Consider the following 21036-nt stretch of genomic DNA (forward strand, 5'->3'; position numbering starts at 1 on the left):
TTTTCTTTGGCAGACTCGGTCTATCACCGGGGTGTGCCGTACCTTCGCCGTATTCATGATCACACAAATAGGCATTCCGGCTGAGGAATATCCAGAGTCGGCGGCGGGCGATATCCGCCGAAAATGAGGGAGTTAGAATGATGCTTCGTTCCGCCATCATTGGTACCGGACTACTGATCGCCAGTGCGGTCGCGCTGGCTGCGCCGGCGCAAGCGCTCACCATGAAGGAGTGCAGCGACAAATATCAGGCGGCCAAGACCGCGAATACGCTCAACGGCGCCACCTGGAACGATTTCCGCAAGGCACAATGCGGCACGGAAGCGACGCCGGCTGCCACGGCGCCGGCAGCACCTGCGGCTCCGGCCGCGACGACGGCCGCCAAGCCGGCTCCGACCGCCGCTCCTTCGGGCAGCGCCGTGTTCCCGTCGGCCGTCGATCCCAAATATGCCAAGGAGTCGGCCGGCAAGCAGCGCATGCACACCTGCCTCGACCAGTACAATGCCAACAAGGCCAACAACGGCAATGGCGGCCTGAAATGGATTCAGAAGGGCGGCGGCTATTACAGCGAATGCAACAAGAAGCTGAAGGGCTAATTCTCTTCTTCATGTTCATGCGGCCGCGGACCTTCTCCGCGGCCGTTTTCTTTGCATCAATGCGAGGCGGTCAAGCCTTCACAGTCACCCAACGGCCTTTTGTGAAACTGTCCGCAATGGCGTGGACGGTGCGTTCGATGGCAAGGCCGTCGTCGAAATCGAACACTGAAGCCTTCTCACCCTGGATGCGGGCGATCAGTTCGCGGCATTCGATTACCTTCAGGTCGTTGAAGCCAAGCCCGTGGCCAGGCGCCGGAATGAAGCGATCATAGGGCTTGTGTACGGGCGCGCTGAGAATGGTCCGGAATCCCTGGGTTTCCTCGGCGCCTTCGCGGCGGAAGAGCTGCACCTCGTTGAAGCGCTCCTGGTCGAATACGATGGCACCGCCGTCGCCGAAGATCTGCAACTGGATGCGCCCCTTCCGTCCCCAGGCGGCGCGATTGACGGTAAGCACCCCTGAAGCGCCGCTCTCCAGGCGCAACAGCGCCGTGGCGATGTCGTAATTCTCGATCGCACGCCTGCCGCCATCGGGGTGGGGGCGGTCCGCATAAGGCCTCGCCATCTCCCCGAACACTTCGGCAACCCCGCCGAGAACGAAACGCAGCAGGCTGAGAGGATGCACAGCAAAGTCGTCGAGAGCACCATAGCCCGCGCTCGCTTCATTGCGTATGGCAAAGGGCGTCTCACGGTCCGCCATGAAATCTTCGTCCATCTCCAAGCGGACATGATTGACGATGCCGATCGCGCCTTCGCCGATCAGCTTGCGGATCAGGCGCATGGCAGGGTTCTGGATGTAGTTATAGCCGAGCACGGCCACCTTGCCGCTGCGGCGCCAGGCGGCATGCATCGCTTGCGCATCGGCAAATGCGGTCGCCATCGGCTTTTCGCACCAGACATGCTTGCCTGCTTCCAGCGCCGCGATCGCGATTTCGGCGTGGAAGCGGTTGGGCGTGGTAATCGAGATCACGTCGATCTCAGGGTCAGCCAGGAGCTCGCGCCAGTCGCCGGTCGATGTCGCAAAGCCGAGTTCCGTCGCCTTGGTGCGGGCCAGCTCGGCGGAAGCCTCGGCCAGCGCGAGCAAACGGGGCCGGGCAACATCCCCGAACGTCGAGGCGACCGCATTCCACGCCAATGCATGACATTTGCCCATGTAGCCCGTGCCGATCAGGCCGACTCCGAGCCCCCCGCCGTCCGATTTGGCCGATGTGTTCATCATCGCTCTCCCTTCATTTTCGTTCGCCATGCCGCCATGGTATGGCCGTCATTCCATTTCATTGTGCGACGCAGCACAGATTTGCTGTATGCTGCAGCGCATCAAAATCGGCGTAGATCGATTCGACTCATCCGTGAGCGCCCGTGCGGCCTCCCGGAGAAAGAAAGGTATCCATGCTGGCTCCGCGGTTCGCCGTCGCAGCCAAGGGGACAACTGCCATGCTGTTTACTGGCATCATCGCGGCTTTGATTGCCCGCATCATCGACGACCCGGCCCGGCGCCTGCCGCCGCCCTCCTCCGAGGCTACCCGCGACCGGGACGAGGAGAAGCCGACAACCGACGGTGTTGATCCGCTCACGCGCCGGTGCTGAGCCGATCCACATCCCCGATTGCCAAACGGGTTTCGCTGCCTTTCCAGTTGCACTAACCTTCCGCGGGGCGAGCCTTTGCGGCACGATCCGGCATCGCGGCCGCGTGACAGGACCGGCGGTGGTGTCAATGATAGGGAGGGCAGCGATCACACTGCCCCGCTTCTGGAACGGGACATGATCATGGCTGAGGATGAGACGCGCGATTTTGCCGATTTTTCCGCGCGCCTCGCCGATCGGATGGACCAATTGCCCAAACGCCTGCGGCAGGTGGCTCATTTCGCCAACGACCATCCCGACGAGATTGCGCTCGGCACCGCTGCCGCGGTGGCCGAAAATGCCGGCGTGCAGGCCTCCACCCTGGTTCGCTTTGCCAAGACCCTCGGTTATTCCGGCTTTTCCGACCTGCAGCAGGTCTTTCTCGCCCGCCTGAAGCAACGCTTTCCCGACTACCGCCAGAGAGTGGCGCTGCTGCGGACGGAGCCGAACGAGGGCTCGCTGTCGGCGCCGTTGCTCAACGGCTTTGCCGACGCAGCCACGCTTTCGATCGAGCGGCTGCGCGCATCCGCCGATCCCGGAAAGATCGACGAGGCGATCGAATTGCTCGCTGGTGCCGACATCATCCATCTGGTCGCGGCCCGACGGCTTTTCTCGGTCGCCGCCTACCTCGCCTACGCCTTCGGCAATCTCGGCCAGCGCTGTGCGCTGGTCGATCATGTCGGTCAACTCGGCAAGGAACAGATTTCGCTGGCGGGGCCCAGGGATGTGGTGCTGGCGATCTCCTACACCCCCTACTCGCCCGACACCATCGAACTGGCGACGATCGCGCATCAGCGCGGCAATGCCATCCTGGCCATTACCGACAGCCCGGCGAGCCCTCTCGCCCGCCTCGCCCGCATTCGCCTGGACGTGGAAGAGGCCGATCATGGTGCCTTCCGTTCGCTGGCGGCGACATTCGCCCTGGCCATGACACTTGCCGTCGGTACGGCCGAACACAAGGGACGCGACTGAGGCACAGACCCCGGGGAGTACGGGCTGCGGCCAAACCGGAGAGTGTCGATCGCAGACCGACACTCTTGGAAACGTCGTGTTTGGCGATAGGAAGATGTCGATCTGCAGATCGACATTCCGTATCTCCCGCGTCTATCCTACAGCTTGATGGTGTTGCCTGTCTGGGCCGCCTCCGTCGCGGCATCCGCCAGGATCTGCGCCTTCAGGCCGTCCTCGCCCGAGGGATTGGGCGCCTTGCCTGCCAGAATGGCGTCGAGAAAGGCGGTCATCTCCAGGCGATAGGCCTCGGCATAGCGCTCCAGGAAGAAGTCCTGCACGGGATCTGCCAGGAAACCGGCACCCGTCGCCACCTCCACCGTGGTCTTCGGCACATTGTGGGCACGAATCAGCCCTTTGGAGCCGTGCACCTCGATGCGCTGGTCGTAGCCATAGGTGGCACGGCGCGAGTTGGAAATTTGGGCGATCTTGCCGGACGCCGTCTTCAGCAGGACTGCGGCGGTATCGACGTCTCCGGCCTTGCCGATCGCCGGATCGACGAGTGCGGAGGCGACGGCATGCACCTCGACCGGCTCTTCGGCCAGCAGGAAACGGGCCAGATCGAGATCATGGATCATCATGTCGCGGAAGAGACCACCCGAGCTCTCGATATAGGAAACAGGCGGCGGCGCGGGGTCACGCGAAATGATGGTGACCAGTTCCACCTCTCCCACCGATCCGTCCAGAATGCGCTGCTTGAGCGTGGCGAAATTGGGATCGAAGCGGCGATTGAAACCGATCATCAGCGGCTTGCCGGCCTTGCCGACCTCGGCGAGGCAGCGGCGGATCCTGTCGGATGATAGATCGACCGGTTTCTCACAGAACACCGCCTTGCCCGCCTGCACCGCCCGTTCGATCAGGTCGGCATGAGTGGTCGTCGGGGTGCAGATCAGCACGGCGTCGACGTCGGAGGCTGCGATGGCCTCATCGATGGTGCTGACGCGCGCACCGGTCTCGGCTGCAAGCGCCTCGGCGGAGGGTTGGTGCGGATCGGAAACCGAGATCAGCCTGGCTTGCGGATGCGACGCCGCGTTGCGGCCATGGATCTTGCCGATGCGGCCGGCGCCGAGAACTGCGAGACGAACCATTTCTCTCCCCAATCTTTCTTCGATTTGACCCGAGCCCGGGCCTCTTTGCTGTAAGACATTGAGCGGCAATCGCGCCACGCCGTAGAATCGCAATCTTGGCGCAGAAGCGGCGGCAACGCTTGCTTCGTTCCAAAATATGGCATTTTTATTCTATATTGACAACACAATAGAATATATGTTTCATTTTTGGAGTGCTGGCCGAAGGGCGCGGCAGCCGCCGCGAGGCCCGCGGAAAACGGCGACAAAAACAAGGCGGCGGCTCCGCATGGCGTCGCCAAGAGGAAGCGTTATGCGCCGGCCATTCCTGTCCAACGAAGCTGCAGCAGTGCGGCCAGGATCGAGGAAAAGGCCGGTACGCCTGTCTGGAGGTCAAGGATGAGCACGCCCGCACTCGATGTCATCACGATCGGCCGCGCTTCGGTGGATCTTTATGGCCAGCAGGTCGGCGGCAGGCTGGAGGACATGTCCTCCTTCACCAAGGCCGTGGGTGGCTGCCCCGCCAATATCGCGATCGGCACTGCCCGCCTCGGCCTGAAATCGGGCCTGATCACCCGGGTCGGCGACGAAGCCATGGGCCGATTCATCCGCGAACAGATGCAGCGCGAGGGTGTCGCCACCGACGGCATCCACACCGATCCCGCCCGCCTCACCGCCCTGGTCATTCTCGGAGTGCGCGACGAGAAGCAATTCCCGCTCATCTTCTATCGCGACAATTGCGCCGACATGGCCCTCGACGAAGGCGACATAGACGAGGCCCTGATCGCCTCGGCGGCTGCCATCGTCGTCACCGGTACGCATTTTTCCAAGCCCAACACCGATGCGGCCCAACGCAAGGCGATCCGCCTGGCCAAGAAACACGGCCGCAAGGTGGTTTTCGACGTCGACTACCGGCCCAATCTCTGGGGCCTCGCCGGGCACGGGGCGGGCGAGGAGCGCTACATCAAGGCCGACCACGTTACCGCGCATCTGCAGACCATCCTGCCCGATTGCGACCTGATCGTCGGCACGGAGGAGGAACTCGCCATCGCCGGGGGTTCTGAAGATACGCTCCAGACGCTGCGGCGCATCCGGGCCGTCTCCGACGCCACCATCGTCTGCAAGCGCGGCCCCATGGGCTGCGTCGTCTTTCCCGATGCCATTCCGGCCAGCCTCGACGACGGCATTCGCGGGCCGGGCTTCCCGGTCGAGGTCTATAACGTCCTCGGCGCGGGCGACGCCTTCCTGTCGGGTTTTCTGCGTGGCTGGCTGCGCAATGAGCCGCTCGAGACGGCCTGCGCTTACGCCAACGCCAGCGGCGCTTTCGCGGTCTCCCGCCTGCTCTGCTCGCCGGAAATCCCGACCTTTACCGAATTGAGCTATTTCCTCGAACATGGCAGCAAGGAACGCGCCCTGCGCAAGGACGTGGCCATCAACCACATCCATTGGGCGACCACCCGCCGCCCCGCCGCCGAGGGGCTGATGGCGCTCGCCGTCGACCACCGCGCCCAGATGGAAGCGATGGCGGATGAAATCGGCGTGCCCCGGGAGCGCATCTCCGCCTTCAAGGCCCTGGCGGTCAAGGCGGCCGCCAGGATCGCAGCCGGGCGCCCTGGCTTCGGCATGCTGATCGACGGCATCTATGGCCGCGAAGCCCTGTTCCGTGCGGCCGATCATCCCTTCTGGATCGGCCGGCCGGTCGAGCTTCCCGGTTCCCGCCCCCTCGAATTCGAGGGCGGTCCCGATGTCGGCACCAGTCTGATCGAATGGCCGGTCGGACACACGATCAAATGCCTGTGCTTCTATCACCCGAGCGACCCTCCTGCCCTCAGGGAGCAGCAGGAGCGCCAGTTGCTGCGCCTGCACGCGGCCGCACGCACGGTCGGGCGCGAATTGCTAATCGAGATCATCGCCGGCAAGCATGGCCCGCTCGAAGACGACACGGTGTCGAGCGTGGTGCAGCGCCTCTACGATCTCGGCATCAAGCCCGACTGGTGGAAGCTGGAGCCGTTGAAGACCGCAGCGGCCTGGCGCGCCGTCGCCGAGGTGATCGAGCGCAACGATCCGCTCTGCCGTGGCATCGTGCTGCTCGGCCTCGAGGCGCCGGAGGAAGATCTCGAAGCCGCCTTCGCAGTGGCGGCAAGTGAGCCGATGGTGAAGGGCTTCGCCGTCGGACGCACCATCTTCAACGAACCGGCCCGGGCCTGGTTGCGCGGAGCTCTGAGCGACGACGATGCCGTCGATGCCATGGCAACGCGCTTTGCCCGGCTGGTTCAGGCTTGGCAGAGCGCCTCGGGACAGGCCGCGGCGGCCCAATAGGTCTCGCGAAGCAGCTTCGCGCAGGCTATGGTCCGGCATTCCAGGCGAGGACCCAAAAGGGCCTCCGCTTCTCGATAGAAGACATTCGGAGCAGGCAGCTCAACCATTTTGACAGTTGAGTCCAATACGCTCAGGGAGAGATTTCGTGGCTACCATCCGTCTCACAATGGCCCAGGCCCTGGTCCGCTTCCTTACCGCCCAGAAGACGATCGTCGATGGCGAGACGGTGCCGATTTTCGCCGGTGTCTTCGCCATTTTCGGCCATGGCAATGTCGCCGGCATGGGCGAAGCCCTCTACCAGGCACGTGAGACACTGCCGACCTACCGCGCCCATAACGAACAGTCGATGGCCCATGCCGCCACCGCCTATGCCAAGGCCATGCGCCGCCGCCGCATGATGGCCTGCACCACCTCCATCGGGCCCGGTGCCACCAATCTGGTCACGGCCGCCGCCGTCGCTCATGTCAATCGCCTGCCGCTCCTGTTGCTGCCGGGCGACGTCTTCGCCAATCGCCGGCCTGATCCCGTCCTGCAGCAGTTGGAGGATTTCGGTGACGGTACCGCGACCCCCAACGACGCCTTCCGGCCCGTCTCGCGCTATTTCGACCGCATCACCCGTCCCGAGCAGATCATCCCGGCCCTGGCGCGGGCGATGACCGTGCTGACCGACCCGGCCGATTGCGGACCGGTAACGCTTGCGCTGTGCCAGGACGTGCAGGCCGAGGCCTATGACTACCCCGCCTCCTTCTTCGAGGAGCGGGTCTGGACCAGCCGGCGGCCCCGGCCCGACGAGGACGAACTCGCCGCCGCCGTCGCCGCCCTCAAGGCCGCCCGCAAGCCCGTCATCGTCACCGGCGGCGGCACGCTCTATTCACAGGCCGAAGATGCCCTCGCCGCCTTCGCCGGCAAGCACGGCATTCCGGTCGGCGAGACCCAGGCCGGCAAGAGCGCCATCGCGGTAGACAATCCTCTCGGCATGGGCGCCATCGGTGTCACCGGTACCGCTGCCGCCAATAACATGGCGGAAGAGGCGGACCTCGTGCTGGCCGTAGGCACGCGCCTCCAGGATTTCACCACCGGTTCCTGGGCCCTGTTCAAGGCCGATACACACCGTATCGTCGGCCTCAACACGCAACCCTTCGACGCGGCCAAGCACCGCGCCCTGCCGCTGGTCTGCGACGCCAGGGTCGGCCTCGAATTGCTGTCGAGCGCGCTCGGCGACTGGAAAGCTCCGGCGGAATGGACGCAAAAGGCGGTGTCCGGCCGCCAAGACTGGCTGAAGACGGCCGCCCGCTACACAGACGCCAGCAATGCCGAGCTGCCCTCCGACGCCCAGGTGATCGGCGCCGTGCAGCGTGCCGGCAAGCCCAGCGATATCGTGGTCTGCGCGGCCGGCGGCCTGCCGGGCGAGCTCCACAAGCTCTGGCAGGCGGGCGCGCCGGGTGGCTATCATATGGAATATGGCTATTCCTGCATGGGCTACGAGATCGCCGGCGGGCTGGGCGTGAAGATGGCCGAGCCCGACCGCGAGGTGATCGTGATGGTCGGCGACGGCTCCTACCTGATGGCCAATTCGGAGATCGCCACCTCGATCATGGCCGGCGCCAAGCTGACCATCGTGGTGCTCGACAACAGGGGTTATGGCTGCATCAACCGCCTGCAGCGCGCGACGGGCGGGGAGAGCTTCAACAACCTCCTGCGGGACACGCGCCACGACGTGCTGCCTGACATCGATTTCGCGGCGCATGCCGCCAGCCTTGGTGCGCACGCCGTCAAGGTGAAGAGCCTGGCCGAGTTGGAGGCTGCCGTCACCGCCGCACGCGGCCATAGCCGGACCTCCGTGGTGGTGATCGACACCGATCCCCTCGAATCCACCGATGCAGGCGGGGCCTGGTGGGACGTCGCGGTCCCCGAGGTTTCCCAGCGCCGCGAGGTCGAGGCTGCTCATGCCGCCTATGTGCAGAAGAAGACGCTGCAGCGCGTGGGCGACTGAGCCTCGATCGGAGGGGCGGGTCTTCGAACCCGCCTTCTGTTGCCACACTCCCGTTCAGCCAAAATACCGGGTCTGAAGACCCGCCCCCCGGACCCCATATTTCTGGAGTTTTTCCATGCCTATCCGCATCGGCGCCAACCCCATCGGCTGGTCGAATGACGACATGCCGGAGATCGGTGGCGATACACCGCTGGAAACCTGTCTGGCCGAGGCCAAGGAAGTCGGCTTCGAGGGCATGGAACTCGGCAACAAGTTCCCCCGCGAGGCGAATACGCTCAAGGCTGCGCTTGCCCCCTTCGGCCTCGCCTGCGTCGGGGGCTGGCACTCGATCGAATTGCTGACCCGGGACGAACATGCCGAGTTCGCGGCGGCCCGCGCTCATATCGAGTTGCTCAAAGCGATGGGCACCAGTGTCTTCATCGTGGCCGAGACCTCCAACGCCATCCATGGCAACAAGGCCAAACCGCTGTCGCAGCGTCCCCTCATGGCCTCGGCTGATTGGGCCGAGTATGGCCGCCGCATCACCGCCTATGCCGAAATGATCAAGGCCGAGGGGCTGCAACTCGACTATCACCATCACATGGGCACCATCGTCCAGTCGCAGGCCGACATCGATGCCTTCATGGCGGCGACCGGCCCTGCCGTACATCTCCTGCTCGACACCGGCCATGCCACCTGGGGTGGTTCGGATCCGGCCGATCTTGCCCGCCGCTATCGCAGCCGCATCAGCCATGTCCACACCAAGGACGTGCGGGCCGATGTCAGGGCCCGCGCCGATGCCGAAGATTGGAGCTTCCTCGATAGCGTGCTGGCCGGGGTCTATACGGTTCCCGGGGACGGCATGATCGACTTCGCCAGCGTGTTCCGCGAACTGCAGGGCTATTCCGGGTGGGTCATCGTCGAGGCCGAACAGGACCCGGAGAAGGCCAATCCGCTGACCTATGCCAAGGCCGGCTACGCCCATCTGCGCAAGGTGCTGAGCGAAACGGGATTGAAAGCAGCCTGACTACCTAGAGCAAAGCGCGTTCAAGTATGAACGCTTATTTGCTCTAACTCGTTGTTCTGACGCGTCTTTGCGATTCTAGAGCAAAGTGCGATTTCTCCGAATCGGACTTTGCTCTCTAATTCCTTGTTTGACGTGTTTTCTTAATCGAAAAGTCTATCAACTTTTCTGGAAAACGCTCTAGGTGACTCCGTCAAATCGCAAAACGCTATAACGCGCATTCGGAGTGTCGATCGCCAGATCGGCATTCTCGAAATTGCCATGCCGGCTTGCGGCGACATCCGCAACTGGGAACAAGAGGAGCCCTCATGTCGAAACTTCTGCTTAAGCCCGGCAAGTCCGGCTCCCTTATTCATCAGGTGACGCCGCAATCGGCCGGCTGGACCTATGTCGGTTTCGAAGTGCATGATCTGGCGGCCGGTGAAAGCCTGAACGCGGCGACCGGCGCCAGCGAAGTCTGCCTCGTGCTGGTGGCCGGCAAGGCCTCGGTCAAGGCCGGCAGCCAGGATTTCGGCCTATTGGGCGAACGCAACGATCCTTTCGAAGGCGCGCCCTGGTCGGTCTATGTTCCCGCCAGCTCGAGCTACGAAGTCAGGGCCGAAACGCCGGTCGAACTGGCCGTGTGCGCGGCGCCGGGCACCGGCGCCCTGCCTGCCCGCGTGATCGGTCCGGACAAGGTCGGCCAGGAAACCCGCGGCAAGGGCTCGAACACGCGTTATGTCCGCAACATTCTGCCCGAATGGGAACCGGCCGAGAGCCTGCTGGTGGTGGAGGTGATCACCCCGTCCGGCAATTGGTCGAGCTATCCGCCCCACAAGCACGACCAGGACAACCTGCCTGCCGAGAGCCTGCTGGAGGAAACCTATTATCACCGTTTCAAGCCCGCCCAGGGCTACGGCGTCCAGCGCGTCTATACGGATGATCGATCGCTCGACGAGGTGATCGCTTTCTCCGATCGCGACGTCGTCCTCGTGCCCAAGGGTTATCATCCGGTCGGCGCCGCGCATGGCTATGACCTCTATTATCTCAACGTCATGGCTGGGCCCAAACGCGTGTGGAAATTCCACAACGACCCCGACCATGCCTGGCTCGTCCAGACCTGAGGTTCACCCGACCGATACGGGCCAACAGACCATCCGTTCTTCAAAGGCCTGCGAGCGCAAAGCTCGCGGGCCTTTCGTCATTCAGAAAGGACGTACAAAAAGACATGGATATAATACTTTAGGAGTAAATTCATTGTCCGCCTGGACTCAAAAACCCTCTCCCATCCACAGCAAGACCTACATCTTTGTAGGTCATTTGGAACCAGGAGAAGGTTAATATTTCCAAATAATGAGCTTCATTTAACCTAAAGCTAGGACATGCTCTCCAAATTTTCAATTGCAACAGCAGCGGAATGGCAATTATATACCGCCATCTCCAAGGCATCTATAAAAATGAACCAGATGTGGCTTTCTTGTTACAGACTCAACGTCCGAGAAACGTCACTATATGAAAAATGTTGTTAGGACATGTAGCCATGAAAATTTCCGCCGCAGCTCTGGCAATCCTGCTTTCCTCAACGGCCGCCTACGCCGCCGATCTCGCTCCGCAGCCCGTCGAGCCAATCGCTCCGGTCGCCGCCCCCTATTCCTGGACCGGCTTCTACGGCGGCGTTCAGGCCGGCTATACTTGGGGTAAGTCGGACTATTCGGACTATTGGATTGCCAGCGGCGAATGGGACTACAGGGGCAAGTTGACCGCCAATGGGTTCACCGCCGGCGTCTATGCGGGCTACAATTATCAGTTCCAGAACAATTTGGTGCTCGGTCTCGAAGGCGACATCAATTATGATTCCTTGAAGGGAAGCGCGAGGGCCCGAGGCAACCTCAACTTCTCTCACGGAGACCCAGACCCGATCACGACCTATAAGCAGCGAGCGGAGCTGAAATGGGATGGCTCGGTCCGTCTGCGGGTCGGCTATGCCATCGATCGCTTCCTGCCCTACATCACGGGCGGCGTTGCCTTTGGGAAATATGATTTCGCGCCCATCTGGAATATCGACGGCCCGCTTCATTATTCCAGCACTCATGTGGGCTGGACCATTGGTGCCGGCCTTGAATACGCGGTTACCGACAACCTGATCGCGCGCGTCGAATATCGTTATGCCGATTACGGCAAGAAGGATTACTTCAACTACTCGACAACGGCAGCCGGAAACTACAACGATCGGATCGACTTGAAGACCCACACCATCCGCGCGGGTATTTCCTACAAATTCTGATCGATTCTCCGATCTCCCAACCATCTGGCCATGGCGAGGGCCAGGAAGAATTGACGCGCTGGCCACGCCGGCGCGTTTCTCTTTGCGCGCGGATGATCCGGCTACCGCACCACGTTCCGCTGGGCCCTGGGCGACATCGGGCTGCCCGTGACCGGCAGCGAACCACGTTCATTGCGCGCAATTAATCTTCATGTCCGCGTTGAAATGAAGCCAATCGGACGTCACTACAGTATGAAGGTGAGCTTCGTTCCTGAAGACGCCGCCCCCGCTACTCCGCTTCGCCCGCTTAATCCTCCACACCGCCCACGACTTCCCCAGGACTTCCATGAAACAGCTCTTCAAGGCCCTGATGATGCACAGCGCCATTGGCGCTTGGCTGGGGAAACTCCCTTTCGTGAAGAGCCTCTATATCCGCCATGTCTGGGCCGGAAGGATGGATCTGTTCTACGGGCTTTTTGGCAGCTACGCCGAAGCCGAGCGCTTTTCGGCGAGTATCGGAAAGGTCGGCTGGCATGACGATACGCTCGCCGAGCTGCTGGTTCGCGACGCTGACGTCGAAGCTCCCGACCTGTTCCAAACCTCGCAGTATGCCGTCATGCTGTGGTTGTCGAAACTTCTCCAGCCGGGCGGCACTGTCGTCGATTTCGGCGGCGCCGGAGGCATCTTCTATGAACTGTGCGAGCGCTATGGCCTCCTGAAGCCACCGCTGCGCTGGCATGTCGTCGACATGCCCGACATGGTCGAGCGTGGGCGGCAGCGCCATGCAACGCTGGGATCCTCCATGATCAGCTTCGGGTCCGAGCTGGCGGAGGCGCCGGCTCCCGACATCATGCTCATGCTCGGCATGATCCAATATCTGCCGGATCCCTTCGGCGAGCACGGCCCGGGTATTCTCGACACGGTCCCGGCCTTGCCCGATCATATCCTGATCAACAAGATCCCCATCTCCGACGCCCCCGACGCCTGGACAGCCCAGAACCACGTATCGTCCGTCATCCCGTGCCGGCTGTTCAACCGCGCCAAGTTCCTGGCCTATTTCGAGGCGCGCGGCTATCACCTACAGGATCGTTGGCTGGTGCCCGAACTCCTGGCCGAAATACCGTTCCATCCCGAGCGAACGCTGACCTATTTCGAAGGCTTTTATCTGCGGCGGCAGGCCTGAGCAGACGTCCGGATCCCGCGGATTCCTTCAGGTCGATCCCCTGGCTCGACTGGGAAGAATCGGCATGTGCCAAGCGACGATTTCGCAGCGCCCGGGAGGCACATCCACCACCTTGCGAGCGGCAAGCCTCACCTTTGTGAGATCATTCCTGCCTCCATCGTCAAAAGTAGTAGGCAGCACGCCTGCAAGTGAGCCCGCCAACCGACCAAATAAGGGTTATCTTACGTTCGGATAGGGTTATCCATACAATTGGGAGTACCTTCAGTATATCCTCACCTATCCACTAAGGCTGCGGCACTTCACATTTTTCCCAGCTTGTAACCGCCTGCTGCAGCAAGCAAGATACTTTCAAAATTAGAGCATGTCTTCTTTTCATGAACGGTCCTGGCCATGAGCTTTTCCGTCGACGAACTCGTCACCATCGATGCAGATGACTATCGCGCCGCCTATGATCGCGTGCCCTTCGCCTTCGAACATGCTCTCCATCGCCTACCGATGTTCCAGCCCGAGGCGCTGGCGGCGCTGGCCGAGCGTTACGCCGACAGCCCTCAGGATTATTTCATCGCAGGATCGGCACCGACGCCGGGCACGAAATTCTACGACGTCGAGCAGAACAGGGCCAGGCCGCACGAGGTTCTGGCGCGGCTGGGCGATACCCCTGCCCGTGTCCTGCTGAAGCGCCTGGAGAACCACGATTCAGGCTTCCGGGACCTGCTCGACACCCTCTTTCGCAAGTTCACCGCGCTGCGGGGAGGCCCGGGCGAGGAAAAGATCGCGCGGCTCGAATCCGCCATCTTCATTTCCTCGGCCGCATCCACCACCCCGTTCCACTTCGACCCGGAAATCACGCATTTCTTCCAGATCGAGGGTCCGAAATACTACCACGTCTTCCCGCCCGACGTGGTGGAGGAGAGTGATCTCGAGCGCTTCTATGTCAGAGGCACGGTGAATATCGGCCAGCTCGACCTCGAAGGCTGCGATCCCCGGCAGGAGCATGTCTTCGACCTGGAGCCGGGCCGCGGCTTCCATCAGCCGCAGGATGCGCCCCATTGGGTGCGGACCGGCCAGGTGCGCAGCATCTCCTACGCCTTCTCCTTCGAGACCGATGCCAGCCGCGGGCGCGGGCGTGTCCGCGCCGCCAATCGCTATCTGCGCGCCATCGGCATGCAGCCGCAGCGCCCGGGCCCAAATCCGAGCGCCGACCGAGCCAAGGCTGCCGTCATGCAGGTGGTCACGCCGACATTGCGGGGCGTGCGCAAGGTCGTCAGGCAGGTCTCCGGACGCTGATCCGGATCAGCGCAGACGGCTCCGCCCTCACGAACCCCGCCGCTCCCGCGGCGTCACGTCGAGGGAGCGGGGCTTGCCATTGCGCAGCACGTCGAAGCGCGTCGGCCTGCCGATGCGATCCTCGTCGAGCAGCCGGATGAGATCGTCCACCGCGACGACACGGCGTCCGTCGAGAGCGATGATGATGTCGCCCATCAGCAGTCCGGCACTGTCTGCCGGGCCACCGGCCTCGGCCGTGGCAATCATCACGCCTACGCCCTGATCGATGCCGGCTGCCATCTGCACGCGGCGGGCAATCACTGCCTGCTGGGCCGCAATGCCGATGGAAGCACGCCGCACGCGGCCGTGCCGAATGAGCTGGCCCATCACGAAACTTGCCGTGTTGGACGCAACCGCAAAGCAGATCCCCTGCGCTCCCATGATCACTGCCGTGTTGATGCCGACGACCTCGCCGAGCGTGGAGACCAGGGGGCCGCCTGAATTGCCCGGGTTGAGCGCCGCATCGGTCTGGATCACATCGTCGATCAGCCGCCCGCTCTTGGCGCGCAGCGAGCGCCCGAGTGCGGAGATCACACCTGTCGTCACCGTGGCCTCGAAGCCGAGAGGATTGCCGATGGCGATCGCCACCTGCCCGCGCTTCAGCAGGCTGGAATTGCCGAGCCGCGCCGAGGGCAGGCTGACCGGCTGCTCGATGTGAACGAGCGCCAAATCGGTATCGGGATCATCGCCGATCAGGCGCGCATCGAAGCGGCGGCCATCCTGCGTCTGCACCGAAACCCGGGCGGTGCCCTGCGCCACATGGCTGTTGGTGAGTACAAGGCCGTCCGGCGAGAGGATGACGCCGGAGCCCGAACCCGCGGGCTTGCCACCCTTGCGGATGTCGAGCTTCACGACGGCGGGACCCACGCGCTCGGCGACATCGATGACGGTGTTCGAATAGGCGTCAAGCAACAACCCGTCTGCGGGGGTGGAAAGGGATGAGGTCTGTTGGGGATGCGTATCTTCATCCAAAATCATGGACGGTGTATCGTCGAGCAACATGGTATCGGCCCAAGATAAGAAGGAACAATATTGATCACCGATATGGGAATGCCGCGGCTCCCGGGGAAGCCCCCTTCCCTGTCATGGCGGAAAGGCGGGATCCCTCGGCTTTGCATAGCTGCGCTTGATCGAAACAATCAAAAATGATCATGACTGACGATATCGACGGACCGTTGCGCCCGGCTCGAATTTCGTTTGTTGTGCTGCTCCCTCAGTGTGATTGCCCGAGTCGCCATGAACATCCTGTCCATTCAGTCCTGGGTCGCCTATGGCCATGTCGGCAATGCTTCGGCGGTTTTCCCGATGCAGCGCCTCGGCTGCGAGGTCTGGGCCATCCATACCGTGCAGTTTTCCAATCACACCGGCTATGGCGCCTGGAAAGGCCGCGTCTATGACGGCACCATGGTTGACGAACTGGTCGAGGGCTTGGCCGAGCGCGGCGTTCTGCCCCGCTGCGACGGCGTGATCTCCGGCTATATGGGCTCTTCCGACATCGGCAATGCCATTCTTGCCGCTGTCGACAAGGTGCGTAGCGCCAATCCGGCGGCGACCTATTGCTGCGATCCGGTGATCGGCGATATCGGCCGCGGTGTCTTCGTAAGGCCGGGCATTCCCGAATTCATGCGCGACCAGGCCGTTCCGGCCGCCGACGTCATCACCCCCAATCGGTTCGAGCTCGAATATCTGGCCGGTCGGGAGGTCCGCAGGCTCGCCGATGCCAAGGCGGCCGTGACGGCCCTGCATGCCGCCGGCCCCAAAGTGGTGCTGGTGACCTCCCTCGACACCGACGATACGCCGGATGACGCCATCGACCTCCTGGCTTCGGACGGCAGCGGCTTTTTCCGGGTGCGCACGCCTCGCCTCGGGCTCGACATCAACGGAGCGGGCGATGCGATCGCCGCTCTCTTCAATCTACATTGGAAGCGCTCGGGCTCGGCGGCGGAGGCTTTGGATTTGGCCAGCGCCTCGATCTACGGCCTGCTCAAGCGCACCGCCGAGGCCGGCTCACGGGAAATCCTCACCGTGGCGGCCCAGGATGAATTCGTGACGCCGAGCCGCCGCTTCGAGGTCGTCGCGGTATAGTTTTTCCCGGATCGTCCGCTCGCAGAACCCTGCCCTGCAGACACGGTCCTTTGTCCCTTTGCCTTGCGAGGAGCCTTCCGATGCCCCGTCGTTTCTATACGCTCGATGTCTTCGCCGACCGCACGCTGGCCGGCAACCCTCTGGCGGTGGTGCTCGATTGCGAGGGGCTCGACGCCCCGGCCATGCAGAAGATCGCGCGCGAATTCAACCTGTCGGAGACCGTCTTCGTCCTGCCGCCGGACGACGGCCGCCACCGGGCCCGCATCCGTATCTTCACGCCGGGCCTCGAAATGCCCTTTGCCGGCCATCCCACCGTCGGCACGGCCGTGCTCCTGGCGCTGCTCGACCATGACAGCAAGCCGGGTGACTATCTCTTCGGGCTGGAGGAGCAGATCGGCATCGTGCCCTGCGCGGTCTCGCTCAAGGACGGCAGCGCCTATGCCCGGTTCGACATCCCGGCTCTGCCAACCGAGCGCGGCGGACCAGCGGCCACGAACCTGATCGCCGAAGCACTCGGCCTGAGTGAACATCAGATCGGTTTCGAGAACCACCACCCCACCGTGTTCGGCACAGGCTTTCCCTACACATTCGTGCCCGTGCGATCGTTGGAAGCGATCGGAAACATCCGCATCAACACCAGCCTGTGGCCCAAGGCTTTCGGCCAGGAGGGCCTCGGCGCGGCCTATGCCTATACCCGCCAGACCGCTGAGCCCGGATCGAGCTTCCATGCGCGCATGTTCTCGCCCGGCGACGGCATCCCCGAGGATCCCGCCACCGGCTCGGCCGTGGCCGGGCTCTCCGGCGTGATCGCCCGTTTCGACGACCTCGCTGATGGCATACGCCATTTCCGCATCGAGCAGGGCTTCGAAATGGGCCGCCCTTCCCTGATCGACCTGAGCATGACCATCAAGGGCACGCGTCTGGCCAGCGCCTCGATCGGCGGCTCTGCCGTGATCGTCAGCGAAGGAAGCCTGCATGTCTGAGCCGGAGATCGTCGAGCTCGATGCCATCGACTGCCGCCTCGAGCATCAGCCCTGGCGGTTTGCCGAAGAGAATGCCGACGCGATAAGAGCGCATTGGCAAAAGGTGATTGAGGCCAAGCCGGCGAGCTTCAACGGCAAGATCCTGCTGCTGCACCGCTGGCAGATCGTGGAGCGCCGGTTTCATGGCGCCTATCTGATGACGGATTACGCCAGCTTTCTAGCTTGGCGGGATTTCGGAGCGCCGGGTGAGCCCCGCTGGAATTGTTTCGCCATGGCCGCGCTCGAGGCTGCGGACGGCGCCTTCCTGCTCGGCGAGATGGCCGAGCATACCTCCAATGCCGGCGCGATCTATTTCGCCGCCGGCACGCCGGACCCTTCCGACATCGATGGCGACATCGTCAATCTCGCCGGCAGCGTGACCCGCGAGCTCGAAGAGGAGACCGGCGTCTCGATCGCCGACGTCGAAATCGCTTCGGGCTGGACCGCGGTTTTCCACGGCCCGCGCATTGCCTTGATGAAATCGGTGCGATCGCCCCTGCCGTCGGCCGAGCTCAAGGGTGGGATCGAGCGTTTCCTGGCCGAAGACGAGAGGCCGGAACTCGAACGCATGCATGTCGTGGCATCGCACGCCGACATCCGTGCCGATCGCATGCCGGCCTTCCAATGCGCCTATCTCGCGCATCGGCTCGATACCTGGAACCGGTCTCAGCGAACCGGATAGCCGTGGCGGCGCTGCGTCGAGGAAATCAACGCCTGTGCCTTAGCGTCATCGCCGGCCCGGCAGGCCTGGCCCGCATCGGCCAGATCCTTGCTCATCGCATCGTGAACCTTCTTGTCGGCAAAACCGGTCTTGACGTCGTCGTCGATCACGCGTTGTACGAAGGCAATGCGCTCGGAGCAGGAAGCGGCAAAGGCCGACGAAGACGAAACCGCCAGAAGAGCGAAACAGATCAGGAAGCGCATCGGACACGTCCATTGAGGAATGTCCTGTGATCGCAGGCAACCGTATCGTTCTCAAGTCCCCGCGTTCCTCTCTCCACCGCAAAGGCGTCTTCGATATCGTCTTGCGGTCCCGTGTCTGCGGCGCAGCATTCCATGCTGCGTCGCGTTCGGGACGACACGAAAGCCCCATATGCGGCTGTACCCGGCATTTCCCCTTGCCCCCTCCATCGCGGCACTGTACAAGCCCTTGCACTTGGTGGCTCCGGGCCATCACAGGAAAGGGATCGAGCCGTGGCGATATCGCCCGCCAAATTCGAGACGCTTGCGCATCCGGCGCCGGCCCTCGCGCTCGCCCTCCTTTCCGGCCTCCTCCTTAGCCGCCCCTGAGGGCCGGCCGGGCTTCAGCCTGGGCGCTCAGGGGACTTGACCGCGGTCGACTAGCCTCGCCGCCCCTTTCCTTTGGCTAAAGAGTTTCACAATGACATATGCAGGCAAGGTTTCTCAGTTCTCCGCTCCTAAGGTTGATATCGCCGCCAAATACAAACCCTGGCCGCCGATCGACCTGCCGGATCGCCAATGGCCCTCGCGCACCATCAGCACGGCACCGACCTGGTGCGCGGTGGACCTGCGCGACGGCAACCAGGCGCTGATCGAACCGATGGGCCACGAGCGCAAATTGCGCATGTGGGATACGCTCGTCGGCATGGGCTTCAAGGAGATCGAGGTCGGTTTCCCCTCCGCCTCGCAGACCGATTTCGATTTCGTCCGCTTCCTGATCGAGTCGGGGCGCATTCCCGATGGCGTCGCCATCCAGGTGCTGACCCAGGCCCGCGAGGAATTGATCCGCCGCACCTTCGAGAGCCTGAAGGGCGTGAAATGCGCCATCGTGCATCTCTACAACTCGACCTCCGAGCTGCAGCGCCGCATCGTCTTCCGTCAGGATCGCGCCGGCATCCGCGATATCGCCGTCAACGGCGCGAAGCTGATCATGCAGCTCACCAAGGAGCTGGGCATGGAGGCGAATATTCGCCACCAATATTCGCCCGAGAGTTTCATGGGCACCGAACTCGATTTCTCCAAGGAGATCTGCGAGGCGGTGATGGACGTCTACCAGCCGACCCCCGACAACAAGCTGATCCTCAACCTGCCGCTCACCGTCGAGATGTCGACGCCCAACATCTATGCCGACCAGATCGAGTGGATGTCGCGCAATATCAAGAATCGCGACAGCGTCATCATTTCCCTGCACCCGCACAATGACCGCGGCACCGGCGTCGCGGCAGCCGAACTCGGCCTGATGGCCGGCGCCGACCGTGTCGAGGGCACGCTGTTCGGCAATGGCGAGCGTACCGGCAATGTCGATCTCGTCATCCTGGCGGGCAACCTGATGATGTCGGGCGTCGACCCCCAGGTCGACATCTCGGACGTCAATGGCCTGGTGCGCGTGGCCGAGTATTGCAACCAGCTGCCGATCCATCCGCGCCATCCCTATGCCGGCGAATTGGTGTTCACCGCCTTCTCCGGCTCGCACCAGGATGCGATCAACAAGGGCTTCAAGGCGATCGAAACGGCGACCTCGCCGGTGTGGGAAGTGCCTTATCTGCCGATCGATCCGAAGGATCTCGGCCGTTCCTATGAAGCGGTGATCCGTATCAACTCGCAATCCGGCAAGGGTGGCATCGCCTATATCCTGGAAAAGGAGCACGGCATCGAATTGCCGCGCCTTCTGCAGGTCGAGTTCTCCAAGGCTGTGCAGGGGATCGCCGATGGCGAAGGCGTCGAGCTAAGCGCCGACCGTCTGTGGGATGCCTTCACCCGCGAATATCTGGACAATGGCCGTTACACCTTCACCTCCCACCAAATCGTCAGCGACGGTGAAGGAGAGGAGCGGACCATCACCGCCCGCATTCGCGACGAGGGCGTCGAAAAGACCATTACCGGTGTCGGCAACGGCCCGATCGATGCCTTCGTAGCGGCGATGCGGGCCGAGAGCGGCCTCGACTTCGATGTCGCCAATTATCGCGAGCATGCCATGGGCTCGGGTGCCAATGCGGCGGCCGTGTCCTATGTCGAATTGCGCATTGCCGACGGCTCCACCTTGTTCGGTGTCGGCATCGACAAGGACACCACCAAATCGGCACTCAAGGCCGTGACTTCCGGCGTGAACCGTATCCTCAAGCGCTGATCGGCAATTTGTTTGCCTCAAAAAGGAAGCCGGCCTGATGAGGCCGGCTTCTTTCTTGCTGAAGTCAGGAAATAGCCCCTATTGGGGCAGCGTCGCCTGCGACTGCCGGTTGGCGCTGCGATAGAGCTTCCATTCGTCCACGCGCCGGCCATCCGGCAGCTGGCAATCGGCCCGCTGGCCTCTCGCGGTCTGCACGGGAATGGACCTGCCGCCCTGCTGCGCACAATAGGTCGAGGCCGGATTCGCCATGCCGGCCGCCTGTGGCGTCGCCATGCCGGGCGTTGGCGGCGCTGTCATGCCAGTCGCCTGCGGATCCGCCATCGGATCTTGTTGGTTAGAGACACACCCCGTCACGATGAGGCAGGCGAATACCAGCGGATAGAACATCTTCTGCATGGTACCTCCAGTGCTTTTTCGGTTGGATGGATTGAGGAGCGTATCCGTGCCGCATGAGGAGCAGCGCACGATGCGAACAGCGTCCGCATCATTC

Annotated in this window: 19 protein-coding genes; 14 read left to right on the plus strand and 5 right to left on the minus strand. The window is 62.8% G+C overall.

All coding sequences use genetic code 11. From position 1 onward, the window contains the following. Nucleotides 1-137: 137 nt before the first annotated feature. A complete protein-coding gene (locus C5L14_RS10560) occupies nucleotides 138-593 on the plus strand; it encodes a hypothetical protein (RefSeq protein WP_428832616.1) in 456 nt (151 codons plus the stop codon). 70 nt (nucleotides 594-663) lie between these two features. Here the strand turns inward: C5L14_RS10560 and C5L14_RS10565 are convergent, their stop codons facing one another. Then, nucleotides 664-1806, minus strand: coding sequence for a Gfo/Idh/MocA family protein (locus tag C5L14_RS10565; RefSeq protein WP_105862556.1), 1143 nt, complete (start codon nucleotides 1804-1806; stop codon nucleotides 664-666). 173 nt (nucleotides 1807-1979) lie between these two features. Between C5L14_RS10565 and C5L14_RS10570 the strand changes: the two genes are divergently transcribed. Next, nucleotides 1980-2177 carry a hypothetical protein gene (locus C5L14_RS10570; RefSeq protein WP_105862031.1) on the plus strand — a complete coding sequence of 66 codons (198 nt, stop codon included), beginning with the start codon at nucleotides 1980-1982 and terminating at the stop codon, nucleotides 2175-2177. Between the two features lie 180 nt (nucleotides 2178-2357). After that, nucleotides 2358-3185, plus strand: coding sequence for a MurR/RpiR family transcriptional regulator (locus C5L14_RS10575; RefSeq protein ID WP_181161118.1), 828 nt, complete (start codon nucleotides 2358-2360; stop codon nucleotides 3183-3185). 137 nt (nucleotides 3186-3322) lie between these two features. Here C5L14_RS10575 and iolG read toward each other — a convergent pair whose 3' ends face one another. Then, nucleotides 3323-4309 carry an inositol 2-dehydrogenase gene (iolG, locus tag C5L14_RS10580; protein ID WP_105862033.1) on the minus strand — a complete coding sequence of 329 codons (987 nt, stop codon included), beginning with the start codon at nucleotides 4307-4309 and terminating at the stop codon, nucleotides 3323-3325. Between the two features lie 375 nt (nucleotides 4310-4684). Here iolG and C5L14_RS10585 point away from each other — a divergent pair, with 375 nt between their 5' ends. From C5L14_RS10585 to C5L14_RS10615, 7 genes are all read left to right on the plus strand, one after another. Then, on the plus strand, nucleotides 4685-6604 hold the full coding sequence (locus C5L14_RS10585; RefSeq protein ID WP_105862034.1) for a bifunctional 5-dehydro-2-deoxygluconokinase/5-dehydro-2-deoxyphosphogluconate aldolase: 1920 nt from the start codon (nucleotides 4685-4687) through the stop codon (nucleotides 6602-6604). Between the two features lie 166 nt (nucleotides 6605-6770). Then, a complete protein-coding gene (iolD, locus tag C5L14_RS10590) occupies nucleotides 6771-8597 on the plus strand; it encodes a 3D-(3,5/4)-trihydroxycyclohexane-1,2-dione acylhydrolase (decyclizing) (protein ID WP_105862035.1) in 1827 nt (608 codons plus the stop codon). A gap of 115 nt (nucleotides 8598-8712) precedes the next feature. Further along, nucleotides 8713-9603, plus strand: a complete 891-nt coding sequence (gene iolE / locus C5L14_RS10595; protein ID WP_105862036.1) for a myo-inosose-2 dehydratase — start codon at nucleotides 8713-8715, stop codon at nucleotides 9601-9603. Nucleotides 9604-9908: 305 nt separating this feature from the next. Continuing rightward, nucleotides 9909-10703: a 5-deoxy-glucuronate isomerase gene (gene iolB / locus C5L14_RS10600; protein WP_105862037.1), complete on the plus strand. Its 795-nt coding sequence runs from the start codon at nucleotides 9909-9911 to the stop codon at nucleotides 10701-10703. Nucleotides 10704-11119: 416 nt separating this feature from the next. Further along, entirely contained in the window at nucleotides 11120-11863 is a 744-nt protein-coding gene (locus tag C5L14_RS10605) for an outer membrane protein (protein ID WP_181161119.1), read from the plus strand. 325 nt (nucleotides 11864-12188) lie between these two features. Continuing rightward, nucleotides 12189-13025 (plus strand): methyltransferase, TIGR04325 family, encoded by an 837-nt coding sequence (locus C5L14_RS10610; RefSeq protein WP_105862039.1) that lies wholly within the window; start codon nucleotides 12189-12191, stop codon nucleotides 13023-13025. A 390-nt stretch (nucleotides 13026-13415) separates the two neighbouring features. Further along, nucleotides 13416-14312 (plus strand): hypothetical protein, encoded by an 897-nt coding sequence (locus tag C5L14_RS10615; RefSeq protein WP_105862040.1) that lies wholly within the window; start codon nucleotides 13416-13418, stop codon nucleotides 14310-14312. A 27-nt stretch (nucleotides 14313-14339) separates the two neighbouring features. On the opposite strand, the gene C5L14_RS10620 is transcribed toward C5L14_RS10615, so the two are convergent. Continuing rightward, entirely contained in the window at nucleotides 14340-15350 is a 1011-nt protein-coding gene (locus C5L14_RS10620; protein WP_428832621.1) for a S1C family serine protease, read from the minus strand. A 237-nt stretch (nucleotides 15351-15587) separates the two neighbouring features. Here C5L14_RS10620 and pdxY point away from each other — a divergent pair, with 237 nt between their 5' ends. The 3 genes from pdxY (at nucleotide 15588) to C5L14_RS10635 (ending at nucleotide 18140) form a co-directional block, all read left to right on the plus strand. After that, nucleotides 15588-16436, plus strand: coding sequence for a pyridoxal kinase PdxY (gene pdxY / locus C5L14_RS10625; protein WP_105862042.1), 849 nt, complete (start codon nucleotides 15588-15590; stop codon nucleotides 16434-16436). Between the two features lie 80 nt (nucleotides 16437-16516). Further along, the gene (locus C5L14_RS10630; protein ID WP_105862043.1) at nucleotides 16517-17419 is read left to right on the plus strand and encodes a PhzF family phenazine biosynthesis protein; all 903 of its coding nucleotides are present in this window, start codon (nucleotides 16517-16519) and stop codon (nucleotides 17417-17419) included. Continuing rightward, nucleotides 17412-18140 (plus strand): NUDIX hydrolase, encoded by a 729-nt coding sequence (locus C5L14_RS10635; RefSeq protein WP_105862044.1) that lies wholly within the window; start codon nucleotides 17412-17414, stop codon nucleotides 18138-18140. Before C5L14_RS10630 ends, C5L14_RS10635 begins: the two co-directional genes overlap by 8 nt. On the opposite strand, the gene C5L14_RS10640 is transcribed toward C5L14_RS10635, so the two are convergent. Next, nucleotides 18125-18382, minus strand: a complete 258-nt coding sequence (locus C5L14_RS10640) for a hypothetical protein (protein WP_105862045.1) — start codon at nucleotides 18380-18382, stop codon at nucleotides 18125-18127. The genes C5L14_RS10635 and C5L14_RS10640 overlap by 16 nt on opposite strands. Nucleotides 18383-18839: 457 nt before the next feature. On the opposite strand from C5L14_RS10640, the gene leuA reads away from it, so the two are divergent. After that, on the plus strand, nucleotides 18840-20546 hold the full coding sequence (gene leuA / locus C5L14_RS10645; RefSeq protein WP_105862046.1) for a 2-isopropylmalate synthase: 1707 nt from the start codon (nucleotides 18840-18842) through the stop codon (nucleotides 20544-20546). 78 nt (nucleotides 20547-20624) lie between these two features. Here leuA and C5L14_RS10650 read toward each other — a convergent pair whose 3' ends face one another. After that, the gene (locus C5L14_RS10650; protein ID WP_280870024.1) at nucleotides 20625-20843 is read right to left on the minus strand and encodes a putative hemolysin; all 219 of its coding nucleotides are present in this window, start codon (nucleotides 20841-20843) and stop codon (nucleotides 20625-20627) included. Between the last annotated feature and the right edge of the window lie 193 nt (nucleotides 20844-21036).

The sequence above is a fragment of the Labrys okinawensis genome (assembly GCF_002982075.1).
In the GTDB taxonomy this organism is placed as follows: domain Bacteria; phylum Pseudomonadota; class Alphaproteobacteria; order Rhizobiales; family Labraceae; genus Labrys; species Labrys okinawensis_A.